Source organism: Enhygromyxa salina, assembly GCF_000737335.2.
GTDB classification, from domain to species: domain Bacteria; phylum Myxococcota_A; class Polyangia; order Nannocystales; family Nannocystaceae; genus Plesiocystis; species Plesiocystis salina_C.
In genome coordinates, this window is record NZ_JMCC02000057.1 from 47,904 (window position 1) to 63,301 (window position 15,398).

7 protein-coding genes are annotated in these 15,398 nt (G+C 69.9%); 5 read left to right on the plus strand and 2 right to left on the minus strand.

Annotated features, from left to right (window positions below):
- Positions 1-38: 38 nt before the first annotated feature.
- Entirely contained in the window at positions 39-5,915 is a 5,877-nt protein-coding gene (locus DB30_RS21500; RefSeq protein ID WP_052551923.1) for an alpha-2-macroglobulin family protein, read from the minus strand.
- A gap of 228 nt (positions 5,916-6,143) precedes the next feature.
- A complete protein-coding gene (locus tag DB30_RS21505; protein ID WP_052551924.1) occupies positions 6,144-7,538 on the minus strand; it encodes a sigma-54-dependent transcriptional regulator in 1,395 nt (464 codons plus the stop codon).
- A 157-nt stretch (positions 7,539-7,695) separates the two neighbouring features.
- On the opposite strand from DB30_RS21505, the gene DB30_RS21510 reads away from it, so the two are divergent.
- The 5 genes from DB30_RS21510 to DB30_RS21530 form a co-directional block, all read left to right on the plus strand.
- Positions 7,696-9,546, plus strand: a complete 1,851-nt coding sequence (locus DB30_RS21510; protein WP_052551925.1) for a PAS domain-containing sensor histidine kinase — start codon at positions 7,696-7,698, stop codon at positions 9,544-9,546.
- Positions 9,547-9,591: 45 nt separating this feature from the next.
- Positions 9,592-10,302 carry a response regulator gene (locus DB30_RS21515; RefSeq protein ID WP_165703876.1) on the plus strand — a complete coding sequence of 237 codons (711 nt, stop codon included), beginning with the start codon at positions 9,592-9,594 and terminating at the stop codon, positions 10,300-10,302.
- Positions 10,303-10,585: 283 nt separating this feature from the next.
- Positions 10,586-11,788 carry a S1C family serine protease gene (locus tag DB30_RS21520; RefSeq protein WP_052551927.1) on the plus strand — a complete coding sequence of 401 codons (1,203 nt, stop codon included), beginning with the start codon at positions 10,586-10,588 and terminating at the stop codon, positions 11,786-11,788.
- Positions 11,789-11,808: 20 nt separating this feature from the next.
- A complete protein-coding gene (locus DB30_RS21525) occupies positions 11,809-13,347 on the plus strand; it encodes a substrate-binding domain-containing protein (protein WP_146659991.1) in 1,539 nt (512 codons plus the stop codon).
- Positions 13,348-13,388: 41 nt separating this feature from the next.
- Positions 13,389-15,398, plus strand: a 2,010-nt coding sequence (locus tag DB30_RS21530; protein WP_146659994.1) for a hypothetical protein, incomplete at its 3' end; no start/stop codon positions are given.

Genomic DNA, 15,398 nt, shown 5'->3' on the forward strand with positions numbered 1-15,398 from the left:
AGCTGGCCCGCTGAGCTGCCGACCGCGATGCGCGGGTCTCAGTCCACCGAGATCCTGGCCGAGGCCGTGCGCCCGTAGACCTCGGGGTAGTACATCATCTGCGCGCTGGCAGGCGGCATCACGTACTCGCCCGGGGTCGTCGCCCGCAGCCACACCGTGTGGGTGTGCGTGCCGGGTGGCAGCCGATCCGCGAACACCACCGCGCGATCGCGGCGCAGCTCTTGGTGACTGACGAACCAGCCGACCGATCCGGAGATCCGCATCGCAGACGTACCCTTGCCTAGCCCCATGTCGATCGCCTCGAGCCCGGCCGGGAGCGGCAGCTCGATCGCCACGTGGGTCAGCTCCGAGCGCGTGTCCAGCACGACGTCCATGGCCAGCAAGGTCCCGGCTGCGATCGCCTGATCCGCCGCGAGCGGCCCCGATTCATCGCGGATCGTGCGTTCGATGCCCAGCCCCTCGGACCGCGCCTGGACTTGGCCGGCCGTGGAAGCCCACTCGAGCCCCACCCGGTAGTACATGCGCCCAACGCCGGCCCGCTCGAGCAACAGGCGGCTGGCGGCGGGGTCGGCCCGATCGGCCTCGAGCAGCGCGGGCATGCCCGTGAAGCCCTCTTCAAACGCGAAGCTGCGACCCTGAACGCGGACCTTGGCGACGGCCGTGCGGTCGAGCCAGACCCGGCCCTCGAAGTTCGGCTCATCGGCCTCGTAGATCCGCGCGTACTCGGCCAAGGCGATCAGCGCGTAGGCGTTCTCTTGGGTGTTCGACCAGCGACCGCCGCGGCGGGCGTCGAGCAGCCCGCGGGCGAGCTTGGGCACGAGCACGTGCTCGGGGTCGAGGGCCAACATCGCGATCAGCATCATGGCGCTGCTGCGCACGTTGGAGTCCCAGTACCAGGTCCAGGTCGAGTCGGTCTCGATCCGCGCGCTGGCTTCACGCTCGTCGACGAAGCTGCGCAGCTCCGCGAGCATCGCCGCGGCCCGCGGGTCACCCGGATCTTGGTCGTGAATCGCCATCAGCAGGATCGCCCGGGCAAACATCGGCAGCGTGGTCCGGCGCTCGTGCAGCTTGGCAAGCGCCTCGCTGGGAGCCCGCTGCGCCTCGGCGAGGGTCGAGAGCGCGAGCGCGATCTCGATGTCGCGCCCCGTCGTCGATCCTGGCTTTGTGCTCCAGGCTTGGACCTGGCCAAACAAGTACTCCTGCGCGCTCGAGAGCATGGCGGGCGGCACCGGGTAGCCCGCCGCCGCCGCCCGCCCCAGCACCCACGCCGCGTAGGCGCTGGCATACGGGTTGGCCGTGATCGAGCCGGGCCAGTAGCCAAACCCACCGTTTGCGAGCTGCATGGTTCGCAGCCGCGCGACCCCGGCCTCGACGTACGCGTTCGTGTCGGGGATGCCCAGCGGATAGGTCTTGGCCAGGGATCCAAGCGGGATCAACGGCAGCAGCGAGCTCGACGTCTGCTCGACGCAGCCGTGCGGATAGCCAACCAGATACGCGACGGCATCCTCGACGCCGCCGAGCATGCTCGAGCCGATCGAGACCGACAGCCCACCAAACGCCGGATCCGCGTCGTCCGGGAGCTCGAAGGGCAACAGCACCGGGCGATCGGCGTCCAGGGTCCCGTATACCGCGACGCGATCGCTCAGGGTGCGCTCGGCCTCGATCGGCAGGTTCAGCTCGACGGCGTCGACCTGCCGCGCGCCGCGGTCGGGTTGCAGCGTGGCGCGAGCGGTGAACGTTGGCGCGCCGGTCTTGTGGGCCCGCACCTCGAACGGGACCCGGACCTGGCCGCCGGCCGCGATCGCCAGGGTCACCTTCGCGGGCGAGAGCAGCTCGAGCGCCCCGGCAGGGTCGTCGATCGTGACGGCGACCTCGACCTTGCCAGCGCCGGCGCGCAGGTTGTCGACAAGCACGCCGACTTCGGCGCTGTCACCCGGTCGCAGGATCCGCGGCAGCGCAGCCCGGACGACGATCGGCCGGGTCACGCGAACGCGGGCGTCGGCCGTGCCAAACCGGGCCTCGACCTTGGAGCTGGGGATCGGCGAAGACACCAGCGCGGTCACGCGGAAGGTCGTGAGGTTGTCGGGCAGCTCGCCCGACAGACGCGCGACGCCGTGCTCGTCGAGCTCGGCGTCGCCGATGAAGATCGGCGCCGAGTCGAACTTGCTGCGCGCGGGTGGCACGACCTGCGCCGAGGCGTGGCGAATCCTCGGGACCCGATGGCCGCGGCCGCTAAACCCCGCGCCCGATCCACGCCCGTAGCCGCCATACCCAAGCGCCGACTCGGGATCGGCCGCCCAGCCATCTACGAATTGCATGCGCTGGTACACGTCGCTGCGAGCGATGTACGCGAAGATCAGCGCGGCGTAGCCATCGACGAAGCCAAGCCCACCGGTCAGCTGAATCGTGAACGCGTCGACGAAGTTTGGCAGCTCGTGGGGCGCGAGCGCGAGCACGGCCTCGTCGACCGCCCACACGCTGACGTGACCGCGGATCGGCCGGTTGGCGTGGTCGCGGGCGTGGACGACGATCGGCAGCGAGTCGCCCGCGTCGGCCTCGCGCGGGACATCGACCACGACCTCCAAATTCCGGGTGGTGTTGGCGAGCGAGACCTGGGTGTGCGCGGTGGCCAGCCGCGGGTGGCGACGCCGTCCGTCGCCGGGCTGGATCATCGCGGCCCACAGCTCGGTGTTGGGGATCCACGCGTCGGTCGCCGTGAACGTGAATTCGGCCGCGCCCTGATCCAGCTCGAAGCGATGGACCTCGTGGATCGCACCTTTGGCGATCAGCACGACCCCTGCCCCGCTCGCCCACGGCGCGCTGACCCGGGCCCGGATTACCTCGCCGGGCTTGGCCTGGGCCTTGTCGACCTCGATCGAGAGCTCGCGGGCCGGCTTGGTCGACCACGACCAGGTCGACTTGCGCGGCTCGGGCACGTAGACGCTCGCGCTCAGCGTGGGCTGGTAGCCAGGCGCGTGCTTGTTGCGCGCGACGATCTCGACCGCGTAGCGACCGTGCTCGATCGCAGGGAACCGACAGCTCGCGTCGCCAGCGAGGGTGTGGGTCTTGCACACTGGCAGCTTCTTCTTGCGCTCGCGCCGGCCCGCGTAGACCCGCTTGCCGTTCTCGGTCACCCACTCTTCTTCGTACCAACTGCGCTCGAGGGTGACCTCGACGGTGGTGGTTGGCAGCCGCGAGCCGTCGAAGTCCAGCGTGGCGATCGGGATGTCCAGGTCGCTCGCGGGCTCGACCCGCGCGGGGACCCGCGATGCCAGGTAGAAGTCGGGGTGAAACCACGCGCTGGTCTCGGCTCCAACCTCGCGCTGGGTCTGATCCGCGAGCGCGGCCGAGAAGGTGCAAAACGCCGGGTGACCTGGATCGAGCGCGTGTGGCTCGAGCCCGGTCACCACGTGGCCGTGCGTGGCGGTCGCCGGCAGCGGGATCCAGGTGACCGGCGCGCCGCGCAGCCGCCATCGATCCGCGCCTGGACCCACACGCCACTCGGGCGCGAGCCCAGGCGGGCGAAACGCCGCCTCTTGGCAGCGCAGCGTGGTCCGCATGCGGACGATCGGGACCGGGCCGCCAAAGTAGTAGCGCGCGTTGACGTCGACGGTCGTCGTCTCGCCGTGGTGAAGATCCGTGCGCGCGGCCTGAGCCGAGACCTCGAACTCCGGGGCGACGAAGTCCTTGACCTCGACCGCGGCCGTCGCCGCGCCATCGAGGACCTTGGCGGTGACAGAATAATTGCCGAGCCCGGCGCTGGCGGGGATCGGCAGCGTCGCCCAGAACTTGCCGCGCCGCTTGGGCGCGACGGTCCGGGTTGCGACGACCTCGTTGCGAGGGTCGCGGAGCTCGAGCGTGACCGTGGCCTTGGCCGAGAGCGGCCGGACGCCCGCGAGCTCGTAGGGGCCAGCCACCGTCGCCCAGCCGATCGCCCGGACCACCTCGCCGGGCCGGTAGAGCGCGCGCTCGGTCGTGACGGCGACCTTGGTGGTCTCACCGACGCGCAGGTGCTTGGGCTTGGGCTCGGCCCGGCGCAGCGCCGCGATCGAGACCAGCAGCTTGTCGTCGCCCTTTCGGACCCGCAGCAGCGCGCCCTCGGGCAGCTTGGCCGCGCCCGGGATCGCCAGCAGCCCGGCGGCGTCGGTCTGGCCGAGCACCCGCCGCTTGCCCCCGGGCCCCTCACTCAGCTCGATCAGCTCGATCTGGGCGTCGCGCACCGGCTTGTCGCTGCTCACGTCGGCCACGCGCACCCAGCTGTCGGTCAGCGATCCGATCACGCTCACGCCGAGGTCGCTGATCTGGACCAGCCCGCGCCTGGCCGCTGGCATGCTCCGATTGGCCGCGCGCGGGAGCAGCTTGGTGACCGAGGCCTCGAACAACACCGCGCCCGGCTTGCTGCCCGTGAACCGATGAAAGTCGAGCTCGGTCGCCGCGAACCCAAATTTGCCCTGGTGGACCGGGGTGATGCGCTCGTCGAACGACTTGGCGCCCTCGCTGGGCCACGGGATCTCGCTCAGGGGTGCGTGCAGCATCCGCTCGAGGGTCTCGTCGTCGAGCACGGCGACGCGCAGCCGCAGCTGCTCGGCGTGGCGGGTCTCGATCCCGGCGCGTGGCGTGTTCGAGTGGACCAGCGTGCCCGCGCCGTTGTGGACGCTCAGCTCGGGCGGCGGCTCGACGAAGTCGATCTCGAACTCGCTCTCGCCCACTAAAATTTGCCCATGGATGTCGCGCAGCTTTGGATCGACGCTGACTTTGTAGTGTCCGCCGTCGCTGTAGTCGCCCCACGCCAAGATTGACCAGTAGGCGTTGCGGGGCGTGTCGTCCCACCACAGCTCGCGGTCGTAGGCCAGCGTGTCAAAGCCCTTGCTGGTCGGGCTCACGCTTACGCGGCTGGCCTGCGCGCGCGTGACCGGGGCCGAGAACCGGATCTGCAGCGGGCCAAGATCACAGCCGTCGCCAAAGTCGCCCGCGTAGCAGTCGACGGCGACCACCCGCACACCCGCCGCGACCGCGAACGACAGGCTCTCCTCGCGCCCCATCGGCCGCGGCCCCAGCCGCCCGACCAGCCCCTCGCCGACGCGGATCAAGATCTCGCGGCCGGCCGGCCAGTGGGTCTTGGGATGGATCTCGAAGTCCGACTCGACCCAGCCCGAGGGATCTTTCTTGCCCTTGCGGACCACGATCGCCACTGGCGTCACGACGCCCCGAGCATCGATCGCCTCGGCCCGGACGTGCCGCCTGAGCTGGCCAAGCGACACCTCGTCGCTGGCGTCGAGGAAGACCCTCGCGTCGAAGTGATGCTCGACGATGTCCCCTGCCCCGCGCTCCGCCTGAACCTGGGCGGCCGCGTCGGGCCACAGCGTCACGGTTGGCGCGGTCGTCGCGAACGAGAAGTCCGCCTTGGCCGAGAACGCCGGCCCATCGACCGCCTGAAGCTTCGCGTCGAGCCGCACCTGCCAGACATGCGCCAGCGGCAGGGCGTCCGCGGGCGCAAACACCAGCCGGTCCGGCTCCGCAAAGTACAGCTCGCCTTCGAGCTTGGGCTGAATGTCCAGACCCAGCGCCTTCGGATCCAGCCGGTCCCGCTCCCCCAGGGGAACCACCGGCCGATTGAAGCGAAACTCGATGTTCGCGTACTCGCCCGTGTCCCCGATCGGCCCAAACTCCAGCAGCTTCGGCGCGGGCAGGTCCGGCACCTCGGGCGCCGCTGGCGGATCCCCGGCCACCGCCCCCAGATCCAGGCCCCCGGCCCCCGGCCCCGCCATCTCCCCCGGCTTGAAGGGCGCGAGCACCTGCGTGTTCGCGTCGACCGCGGGCGGCCCGTCCCCGAGCCCCGCCCGCCCCTGCGCTTTGCAGCCACCCACCGTCATCACCAGCACCAACACCACCCCCCACCACCGCAGCCATCCCATCGCCAACCCAGGCTCCCACCGATGCTCACGACACGTCAATCGCACCCGCCGCCAGACCCCGCGCCCCCGATCAAGTTCCAAGTCGATCCGCCGCGCCGACCGACCGCGCCCAACCAATGTCTGCGAGGCCCGGCCAGCCGCCCGCGACCACCCAAGACCGCCGCCCGAGCGGCAGCTGCCCCAGCCGCCACGCTGGCCGCACGCCAACCAGCCAATCCCCGAACGAGATCAGTCGGCGGTGCCAGCCCGAGCGTAGCGCTGCAGCTTGCGATACAGCGTCTTGCGATCCAAGCCCAGGGTCTTGGCCGCGAGGCTCTTGTTGCCGCCCACGACCTCCATCACGTGCAGGATGTAGCGCCGCTCGATCTCCGCGAGCTCGGCGAGCTCCGAGGGATCATCGCTCCCCACCACCAGCTGCGCGCGACTGTGGGTCCGCACCCGCTCCGGGAGATCCTCGACCTGAATGTCGACCCCCCGCCCAAGCGCGACCGCCCGCTCGATGCAGTTGCGCAGCTCACGCACGTTGCCCGGCCAGTTGTAGGCCATCAAGCGCTCGGCCGAGCCCGCGCTCAAGCCCACGACGTCCTTGCCAAACCGGGCCGCGTAGCGCTCGAGGAAGCTCTGCGCCAAGAGCAGCACGTCGCCCCCGCGAGCGCGCAGCGGCGGCACGTGGATGTGGATCACGTTGACCCGAAAGAACAAGTCTTCGCGAAAGCTGCCGTCCTCGACCGCAGCCTCGAGATCGCGATTGGTCGCCGCCACCAATCGCACGTCCACGTCGCTCTCTTTGTCGGAGCCGACCGGTCGAACCTTGCGCTCCTCGAGCGCGCGCAGCAGCTTGGGCTGGACCTGCATCGGAATCTCACCGATCTCGTCCAGAAACAGCGTCCCGCCAGTGGCCTCGAGGAACAGCCCCGCGCGCGAGCGTCGGGCGTCGGTGAACGCTCCTTGCGAGTGACCAAACAGCTCGGACTCGAGCAGGGTGTCGGGGATCGCCGAGCAGTTCACGGGCACGAAGGGCGCGCCACAGCGGGCGCTGCGACGATGCAGGGCCCGAGATACGAGCTCTTTGCCGGTTCCGCTCTCGCCCGTGACCAGCACGGAGGCGTCGGTCTCGCCCGCGCGCGCGACCAGATCGTAGAGCTTTTGCATGGGCGCGCTGGTGCCCAGCAAGCCCTCGAAGCCGCGCTCTTCGGCGACCAGCTCGCGAAGCTTTTGCACCTCTTTTTGGGTGTCTTGCTCGCGGACCACCCGGTCGAGACGGTGGACGAGCGCCTCGATGTCGAGGGGCTTCATCAGGTAGTCGTAGGCGCCCGCGCGCAGAGCCGTGACCGCCGACTTGATGCTCGAGAACGCGGTCATGACCATGACCACCACGTTGCCGCGCTCGGACACGACCCGCGAACAAAAGTCGAGGCCGCTCATGCCCGGCAAGTTGATGTCGGTGACGATGATGTCGTGCGCCGCGACCTCGAGCAGCTCGAGCGCGCGCTCGGCCGAGCCACACACCTCGACCTCGTACCCTTCGTCTTCGAGTCCAGCTTCGAGCAGCGCGAGCAAGTCGACATCGTCATCGACTACCAACACCCTGGCCTTGCGCCGTGCGCCTGCTTCCCTCTCCATCCCCGCGTTTATGACAGCCGGCGTCGAGCGGTGACAAGTACTATGACGACCCTGATCGACATGCGAAGCGGCGGTCGGGACCCTCGCGGGCCCCGCGAGGCGCGGTGCCATCAGTCTCCGCTGGTGAGAAACGCCCCCCAGCGGCATACTGCGGGCAGTGAAGTCCACGAGCGGCGAGCAGGCTCAGGCTAGCGACGGATCGAGCGACGCGACGGCACAGCTCACGCCCGCGCGCAGCCGTCCGCCCTTTGACGAGCTGCTCGAGGCGATGCCCAACCGCGCGGCGCTGCTCGATCGCGAGGGCCGCGTGATCTCGGCGAATCGAGCGTGGTTGTCGCCAATGGCCAACGAACACCCCGATGCACCGGCCTGGCGGCCGGTCGGGAGTCACTATCTCGCCGGTATCACTCCAGGCGGCCCCAACGATGAGATCGGGGCGTTCGTGGCCAGCATGCTCGAGGTCCTCGATGGTCGTCGACGTCGGTACGAGAGCGAAGTGTCCCGAGATGGGCCACGTGGACGATCATGGTTCTTGATCCAGGTCAGCGCGCTCGAGGGCCCCAAGCGGCTCGCGCTCGTCACAGAGGAAGACGTGAGCGCGCGTTGGCGCGCCCAAGAAGCGCTGATCCACAGCGAAAACCGACTGCGGACGATCATCACGGGCGCGCCGATCGTGCTGTTTTCGATCGACCCCGACGGGATCTTGTCGCTGTTCGACGGCCTGGGGGCGGCCGGCTTGGGCGTCTCCCCCGAGCGCGTGATCGGCCGCTCGGTGTTCGAAGTGTTTGCCCACGTACCCCAGCTACTTGGTGCGGTCCGCCGGGCCATGACCGGCGAGACCACGGTCACCACCGCCCCGATCGGCCGTCTCACCTTCGAATTGCGCTGCTCGCCTGCAGTCACCAGCGAAGATCGGCTCGAGGGCGTGGTCGGGATCGCCACCGACATCACCGAGCGCGCGCGGATCGAGCGGCTCAAGAACGAGTTCGTCTCGATCGTCAGCCACGAGCTGCGCACCCCGCTCACCTCGATCCGCGGCTCGCTCGGGCTGCTCGATGGCGGCGTCGTTGGGCAGCTCGAGCCGCGCACCAGCAGCTTGGTCAAGATCGCGCTGAGCAACACCGAGCGACTGATCCGGCTGGTCAACGACATCCTGGATCTCGACAAGATCGAGACCGGCAAGCTCGAGCTGCGCAGCGAGACCCTGGACCCGGTGGTGCTCGCCAACGAGGCGATCGCCGAGATCGCTGGCTACGCCGAGGAGTGCGGGATCACGCTGGTCCGCGAGTTCGAGCCGGCCTGCGAGCTCCGCGGCGACCGGGATCGGCTGCTGCAGGTGCTGATCAACCTGCTGTCGAACGCGATCAAATTCTCCAAGAACGGCGACACCGTCCACGTCGAGCTCGCCGAGATCGAGTCCGGGACCGTGCGCTTCTCGGTTCGCGACGAGGGCCCCGGCATCGCCGAAGATCAGCTGCCCAAGCTGTTTCGCAAGTTCTCGCAGCTCGACGAGTCCGACACCCGATCGGTCGGCGGCAGCGGGCTGGGCTTGGCGATCTCCAAGGCGATCGTCGACGCCCACGGCGGCGTGATCGGGGTCGAGAGCCAGCCGGGGGCCGGCTCGCGCTTTCACTTCGAGGTTGGCGAGGGCGACCGACCCGTCCGGCGGTTCCGGGCCGAGTCTGGCCCGTTTCGCAAGCCCCGTCGCGCCCTCTCCGAGGGTCAGCGCAGCAACCCCGTGCTCGAGCTGGTCGAGGGCGCCGCGGGCTTGATCGGCGCGGCCGCTGACGTGCAATCCCAGGACCTCGCCCGCGAGCTGCACCGCCAAGCCACCGACCTCGCCCGCCGCCGTGGCTTGGCCGTGCCCGTTCGTTCAGCCCTGATCCGCATCGCCTCGAGCCTGGCCAACTTCGTCACCAGCTCGGGCAACATCGCGGATCACGACCAGCGCCAAGCCCTCGCCGAGGCGCTGCGAACCCTCGAAGACGAGGCCCAGCGGAGCCTCTGACTCGCGCCGCATCACGCAATTCGCTGCTCTCGCATTGGAGTCCCCGTGGCACAGATCAACACAATTTTGCTCGTCGATGATGAGCCCGACATCCGCACGATCGCCGAGATGAGCCTGTCGCACGTTGGCGGCTGGAAGACCGTGTTGGCCTCGTCCGGCGCCCAGGCGCTCGAGCTCGCCGTCACCCACAAGCCCGACGTGATCCTGCTCGACGTGATGATGCCCGAGATGGACGGCGTCGCGACCTTCAAGGCGCTCGCGGCTCAGCCCGAGACCCGCGACATTCCGGTGATCTTCATGACCGCCAAGGTCCAGTCCCACGAGAAAGAGCGCTACGTTGGGTTTGGGGCGGCCGGCGTGATCCCCAAGCCCTTCGACCCCATGCAGCTGCCCAAGGAGATCCGAGGAATCCTGGATCAGCCGGTCGAGCTGCGCGGCCGGGCCCGGATCGAGGCGCTGCGACGGCGCTACGCCGACAGCCTCGCGACCAAGATCGAGGGGCTGCGCGCGGCGGTCGAGCACGCCCGGGCGGCCGATCCCGCCAGCCACAGGGTGGCCGTTGACGCCGCCCATCTGATCGCACACACGCTGCACGGGACGGCCGGCACCTACGGGCACGCCGAGGTCTCGGGCGCCATGGCGTCGATCGAGCAAGCGCTGCAGGATCTGCTCGCGGGCGCGGGTGATGACGAAGACGCGTGCTGGCGGCGGGTCGAAGCGGGCCTCGAGCGGGCGAGCCAGGCCGTGGACAAATAGGCTGTTTTCAGCTCGGGCGAGGGCTTCTCGCCCGCTTGCCGACGCCTTCGTAGACTGGTTCACCACGGGGCAGCGAGCTGTGGCCCATTTGCTGATGGCTGCACGAGATTGAGGAGAAACAGCCTGACCTTCGCTGAGCGGAATACCCGTCAAACCGCTATCGTTGCGGCGCGCGCTGACGGGTCTTGGTGTCGACGCGCAGCGAGGGAACCACTGCGTCATGATAGAAGCGAGCTCCGACCACTCACCTCCCGCGCGAACGGGTCTGCGTCTGCTTCACGGTGTGATCGCGTTCGCCGGGATCGGCGTCGGCCTGCCGCTGGCGACGGTCGGCGGCATGTCGCTGATCGGAATGATGACCGAGAATGTGTGGATTCGGTTGCTGGTGCCGCTGGTCGTGCTGGTGCTGCTGCCCCTGGTGATCGCCGACCGCCTGCTGCCCAACGACCCAGACACACAGCGCCGCCCTGGGTTGGTGCGCGACGTGATCTCGGCGACGTGGGCCGTCATCGCGCTGGGGTTCGTGGCCGCGGCCGGCCCGTTCACGGGCGGGCCGCTGCACGCAGAGGCCAAGCGCTTGGACGCGAGTGGCTGGACCCGCGCCGCGTGGGTTGGGCGCTGGATGGCGGGTCCCGAGCCAACCCCGGCCACCAGCGCGGACCCGCCGAGCGACGATGTCGTGGCCACCCAGGCCATTGAGCCAGACCCCATCGGTGACAACCCGGCCGCTGGCGATCCCGCGTCCACCAAGGTCGACGACGCGGCCAGCACCAAGCCAAGCGACACCAAGCCCGAAGACGAGGTCGAGGGCGCGACCAAGCCCCCAGACGCCAAAGTCGACGCCAAGGTCGACGCCAAGGTCGACGCCAAGCCACGCGAGTACAGCCCCGCCGAGCTGTTCGCCGCCTACGCCCCCGCGGTCGTCTCGATCAAGCTCGAGCACCGCGGGTTCACGGGCGGCGGCACCGGCTTCTTCATTGATGCAGAGGGCACGATTGCGACCAACCACCACGTGATCGAGGACGCCACCGCGGTCCGGGTCAAGCTATTCGACGGCACCGAGTTCGATCGGGTCGAGCTGTTGGTCAGTGATCCCGTCGTCGATCTCGCCCTGCTGCGCATCGATCCAAGCGCCCTGCCCAAGCCCCCGGCGCCGACCCTGCTCGGCGACTCCGAGTCCGTGCAGGTCGGCGAGCCGGTCAGCGTGATCGGGAATCCGCTCGGGCTCGACCACACCCTGACCAACGGGCTCGTCTCTGCGCGACGGGTCTATGAGGGCGAGCGCTACATCCAGATGTCCGCGCCGATCTCCCCCGGCAACTCCGGCGGACCGGTGTTCGATCGGTTCGGCGAGGTCATTGGCGTGTCGGTTGCGGGCATGGTCGGCGGTCAGAACCTCAACCTCGCGGTCCCGGTCTCGCAGCTCTCGGCCATGATCGCCGCCGAGTACCCCAACCGCCGCAGCTTTGGCGCGAGCTCGTGGTGAAGCAGGTCAACGTGAACAAGATGAGCAACAGCAACTCACAGGCTTCGTTTCGACCGATCGGGCTGATCACGGTCACGCTGATCACCGGCAGCCTGCTCGGGCTGCTGGCGACCCACCCGCTGCCAGAGGCCCAGGCCGAGCAGCCCGCGGACCCGACACAGGCCCAAGCGCAGACCGATGACCCGACGGCAGCGACGCCGGGTGACGGCGAGCCGGGCGAGCCGGGCGAGCCGGGCAACCCCAGCGCCAATCAAACACCCAGTGACGAAGCCGCGAGCGATCCGGCCCCCGCCGAGATCACCCCCCGTCGACCCCTGCGCGTCGTTGGGCTGGGCTGGGAGCTGGTCGCGCCAGGCCTGATCGCCAACGACGGGCTCAGCCCCGGCGAGCTCAGCAGCTTCCGCAGCGCGGGGATCGACGTCGAGTTCTCGGTCGCGCTCACGGCCAGCGAGATCGAGACCCAGCTCGCGCGCGGCGGCGCCGACGAAAATGGCGCCGACGTCGCTGTGATGCCGCTGCCGACCTTCGTCGCGTCCTACGAGCACCTGCGCGCCCTGTCCCCCGAGGTGTTCTTCGTGGTCGGCTGGTCCCGAGGGCGCGACGCCCTCGCGGCCAAAGATCCCAAGCTGCTGATCGACAAGCCCCCGTCGGGCAAGCTCGAGCTGGTCGGCTACGCCGGGCAGTCCGCCACGATGTTGAGCTTGTTCGCGCTCGACGAGGTCGGCGTCGATACGGCCAACGTCGCGCTCGTGTCCGCCACGAGCGACGAGGCCAAGAACGCCAAGCTCCGCGCCGTCGAGCGCTCGCTGACCAGCCCGGTGGCCAACTCCGGGACCACGATCGACGCGCGGGATCTCGTCCTGACCAGCGCCGACGCGCCGCGCCTGATCCCAATGGTCGCGGTCGCCCCGGCCAGCTTCGTGCGCGGCAACACCAATGATCTGGCCCGGTTCGGCCGGGCTTGGCTCGCGGGCGCGCAGCGCTTCGGCGCCGACGTCCCCGACGCCGCGCGCCGGATCTCGCGTGAGCCCGGCGCGCCCGAAGCCGTGGTCCTGCTCGAGGTCATGGGCTACGTCGCGTTCGCCGACCTCGAAGATGGGGCCCGTCTCGCCGGCCTGTCCGGGCGCGGGGCCGTGAGCATCGAGGTCTTGTTTCAGCGCTCCTGGGGCCTGTGGCGGGACGTTGGCGTGCTGTCGACGCCAGCGCCCGAGCACGCGCCGCTCGACAACACCGTGATCGCCCGGGTCGCGCTGGGTGAGGGCGCCCCCGTGATCGCGGGCCAGCGCAGCCCCAAGCGGTCCGGCGAGCGGCTGATCCTCGTGCGCCGCCTGCCCGAGGGCGCGGCGATCGACGAAGCGGCGCTGGTCGAAGAGCTCGGGTTCCTCGCTGGAACCTTCGAGCGCTCGCAGATCGAGCTGAGCGTGCGCAAAGACAAGCCCGCCAACGCGCGGATCATCGCCGAAGCGATCGAGCGCTTCGATCTCGATCCCGAGCACGTCCGCGTTGGCCCCCGGATCCGCGGCCGCGAGAGCGCCAGCATCCGCGTGTTGGCCCCCTGAGAGTCTGGCCCGCGCCTACATTCTCGCCTACCGTCTCGGGGATGGCTGAGCGTCGCGCCCGATCTTGGACCTCGTACCTGTCACTCTTGGTCCTGATCGCCGCGGTTACCAGCGCGTGCTCGATCGCCCGCGTTCGCGTCCACACCCAGACCACCCGGCTCGACGCCAAGACCATGCGCGATCGCGTCGCGCTAGGGCACCTCGGCGCGTTTGGAGAGCTCGACGACGGGCAAGCCCACGCGCGCGCGGCCGCGACCTTCGCCGCCAAGCTAGGCAACGCAGACGAGGCTTCGGGCTTTGCCCGCGAGCAGCTCGACCTGGCCCGCGCGCGACTGTTGATCGTCCGGCTCGAGGATGGCGACGCCGCCCAGTTCGACGCCGCGATCGCGGAGCTCGACGCCGCGGCCGTGTTCGCCGTGGAGATCGGCGACGACGTGCTCGACGCCACCTTGGTGATCGAGGCGGCGCAATTCATGCTCGCGCCCAAGCGCCAGCGCAAGGCGATCGCGCGGGCGCTGGGCCTGGCCTACGAGGCCGACTCGAGCTGGGGCTACCAGCGGTTGTGGGACGCGTTCGCGAACAATCCAAGCATGCTCGCGGGCCTCCAGCGGCTGCGCTGGCGCAGCCACCAGGCCCCGGGGTTGCCCGTCGGCGCCCCGCGTCTGGCCCCAGAGTCGCTCGCGGCGGCGGGCCCCGAGGCGATCGACCTGATGTGGAACGAGGCCAATCGCGCCGCCTCCGAGCGCCGTCGCGCGGACTACCTGCGCTGGATCGACGCGCTGCTCGACGCCGATCGATGGGACCACGACGCGCTCGCGGCCAAGGTCGTGCTCGAAGCGCTCGCGCGCGGGGAGATCAGCGAAGACGAAGCCCTGCTCCCGGATCTCTCGACCGCCAGCGCCGACCTGCTGGGCAGCCAGGCGCGCATGCTGTTGCGTCACGAGCAGGTCCCCGACAGCGTCGCGCTCGCGCTCGCTCGGGCCAACCTGATGATCGTTGGCGGCACCTTTGGCGATGCCGGCGAGCTGCTCGCCAGGCTCGACGTCCGGTCGAGCAGCGCCAACGAACAGGCCCTCCACGCCACGCTGTCCGCCATGGTCGCGCTCTCGTCGGGCACCGACGACGGTCGGGCCCAATTCGAGCGGTGGCGTCGCAAGGCGCGGGCCCAGCGTTCAACCTCGATCGCGGTGTGGGTCAGCGACTTCGAGCAAGAGCAGGCCCCCGCCAAGCACCTCGAGCTCGCGCGGGCGGCCGACCGCGAGCTCGTGACCCAATCCAAGGGTCGCAGCGCGCCACGCTTGCCGCTGCCGGTGATCGGATCCGCGGCGATCAACGCAGCGTCGTCCAAGCGAGCCCGCGCGCGCGCGCTCGCGGCCGTCGCGGGACGCCAGCCAGATCTGGGCGCGAAGCTGGCGATCTGTCGTGAGCGCAAGCTCTTCGATCAGGACTGCCGCGACGTGCTCGACGAGCTCGCCAAGCTCGACACCGCGAGCCCCGAGTACGGCGCCGGACTCGACGCGCTGGCTGGCTCGCCCAACGCCCGCGCGGCGTGGTTCTCGCCCGTGCCCTGGCTCGAGGGTGAGCAGCTGCCCGCGGTCCGCGAGCGCTTGATCAATTTCGAAGGCAGCCGGGTCGCCGCGACCACCGAGTACCAAGCGGCCGCGCTGTTCAGCGAGCTGGCCTCCAACCGGCCCGACCTCGCCCGCGCGCGGCTCGAGCTCAACGGCGCGATCCTTCGCCCCGAGACCCGGGCGACCGCCAGCATGGCGCTGCGCGACTTGGAGGACGGCCTGGTCGAGCCGCGCGACCTGTCCAACTTGTTGCTCGAGGTCCCCAGCGCCGACACCGACGCGACCTGGTTCCTCGAGCGCTGGCTGCCCGGTGACCCCTCGATGGTCAACGAGCTGTTCCCTGGGCGCTCGCGCTTGGCTCGGTTCGCGCGCGGGCTGGCGCTCGCGCGAATGGGCGCGTGGCAGGCCGCGACCACCGAGCTCGCGCTGGCCGTCGACGATCTCGATGGCGTGGCCAAGGGCGTGGTCGCAGGCCGGCTC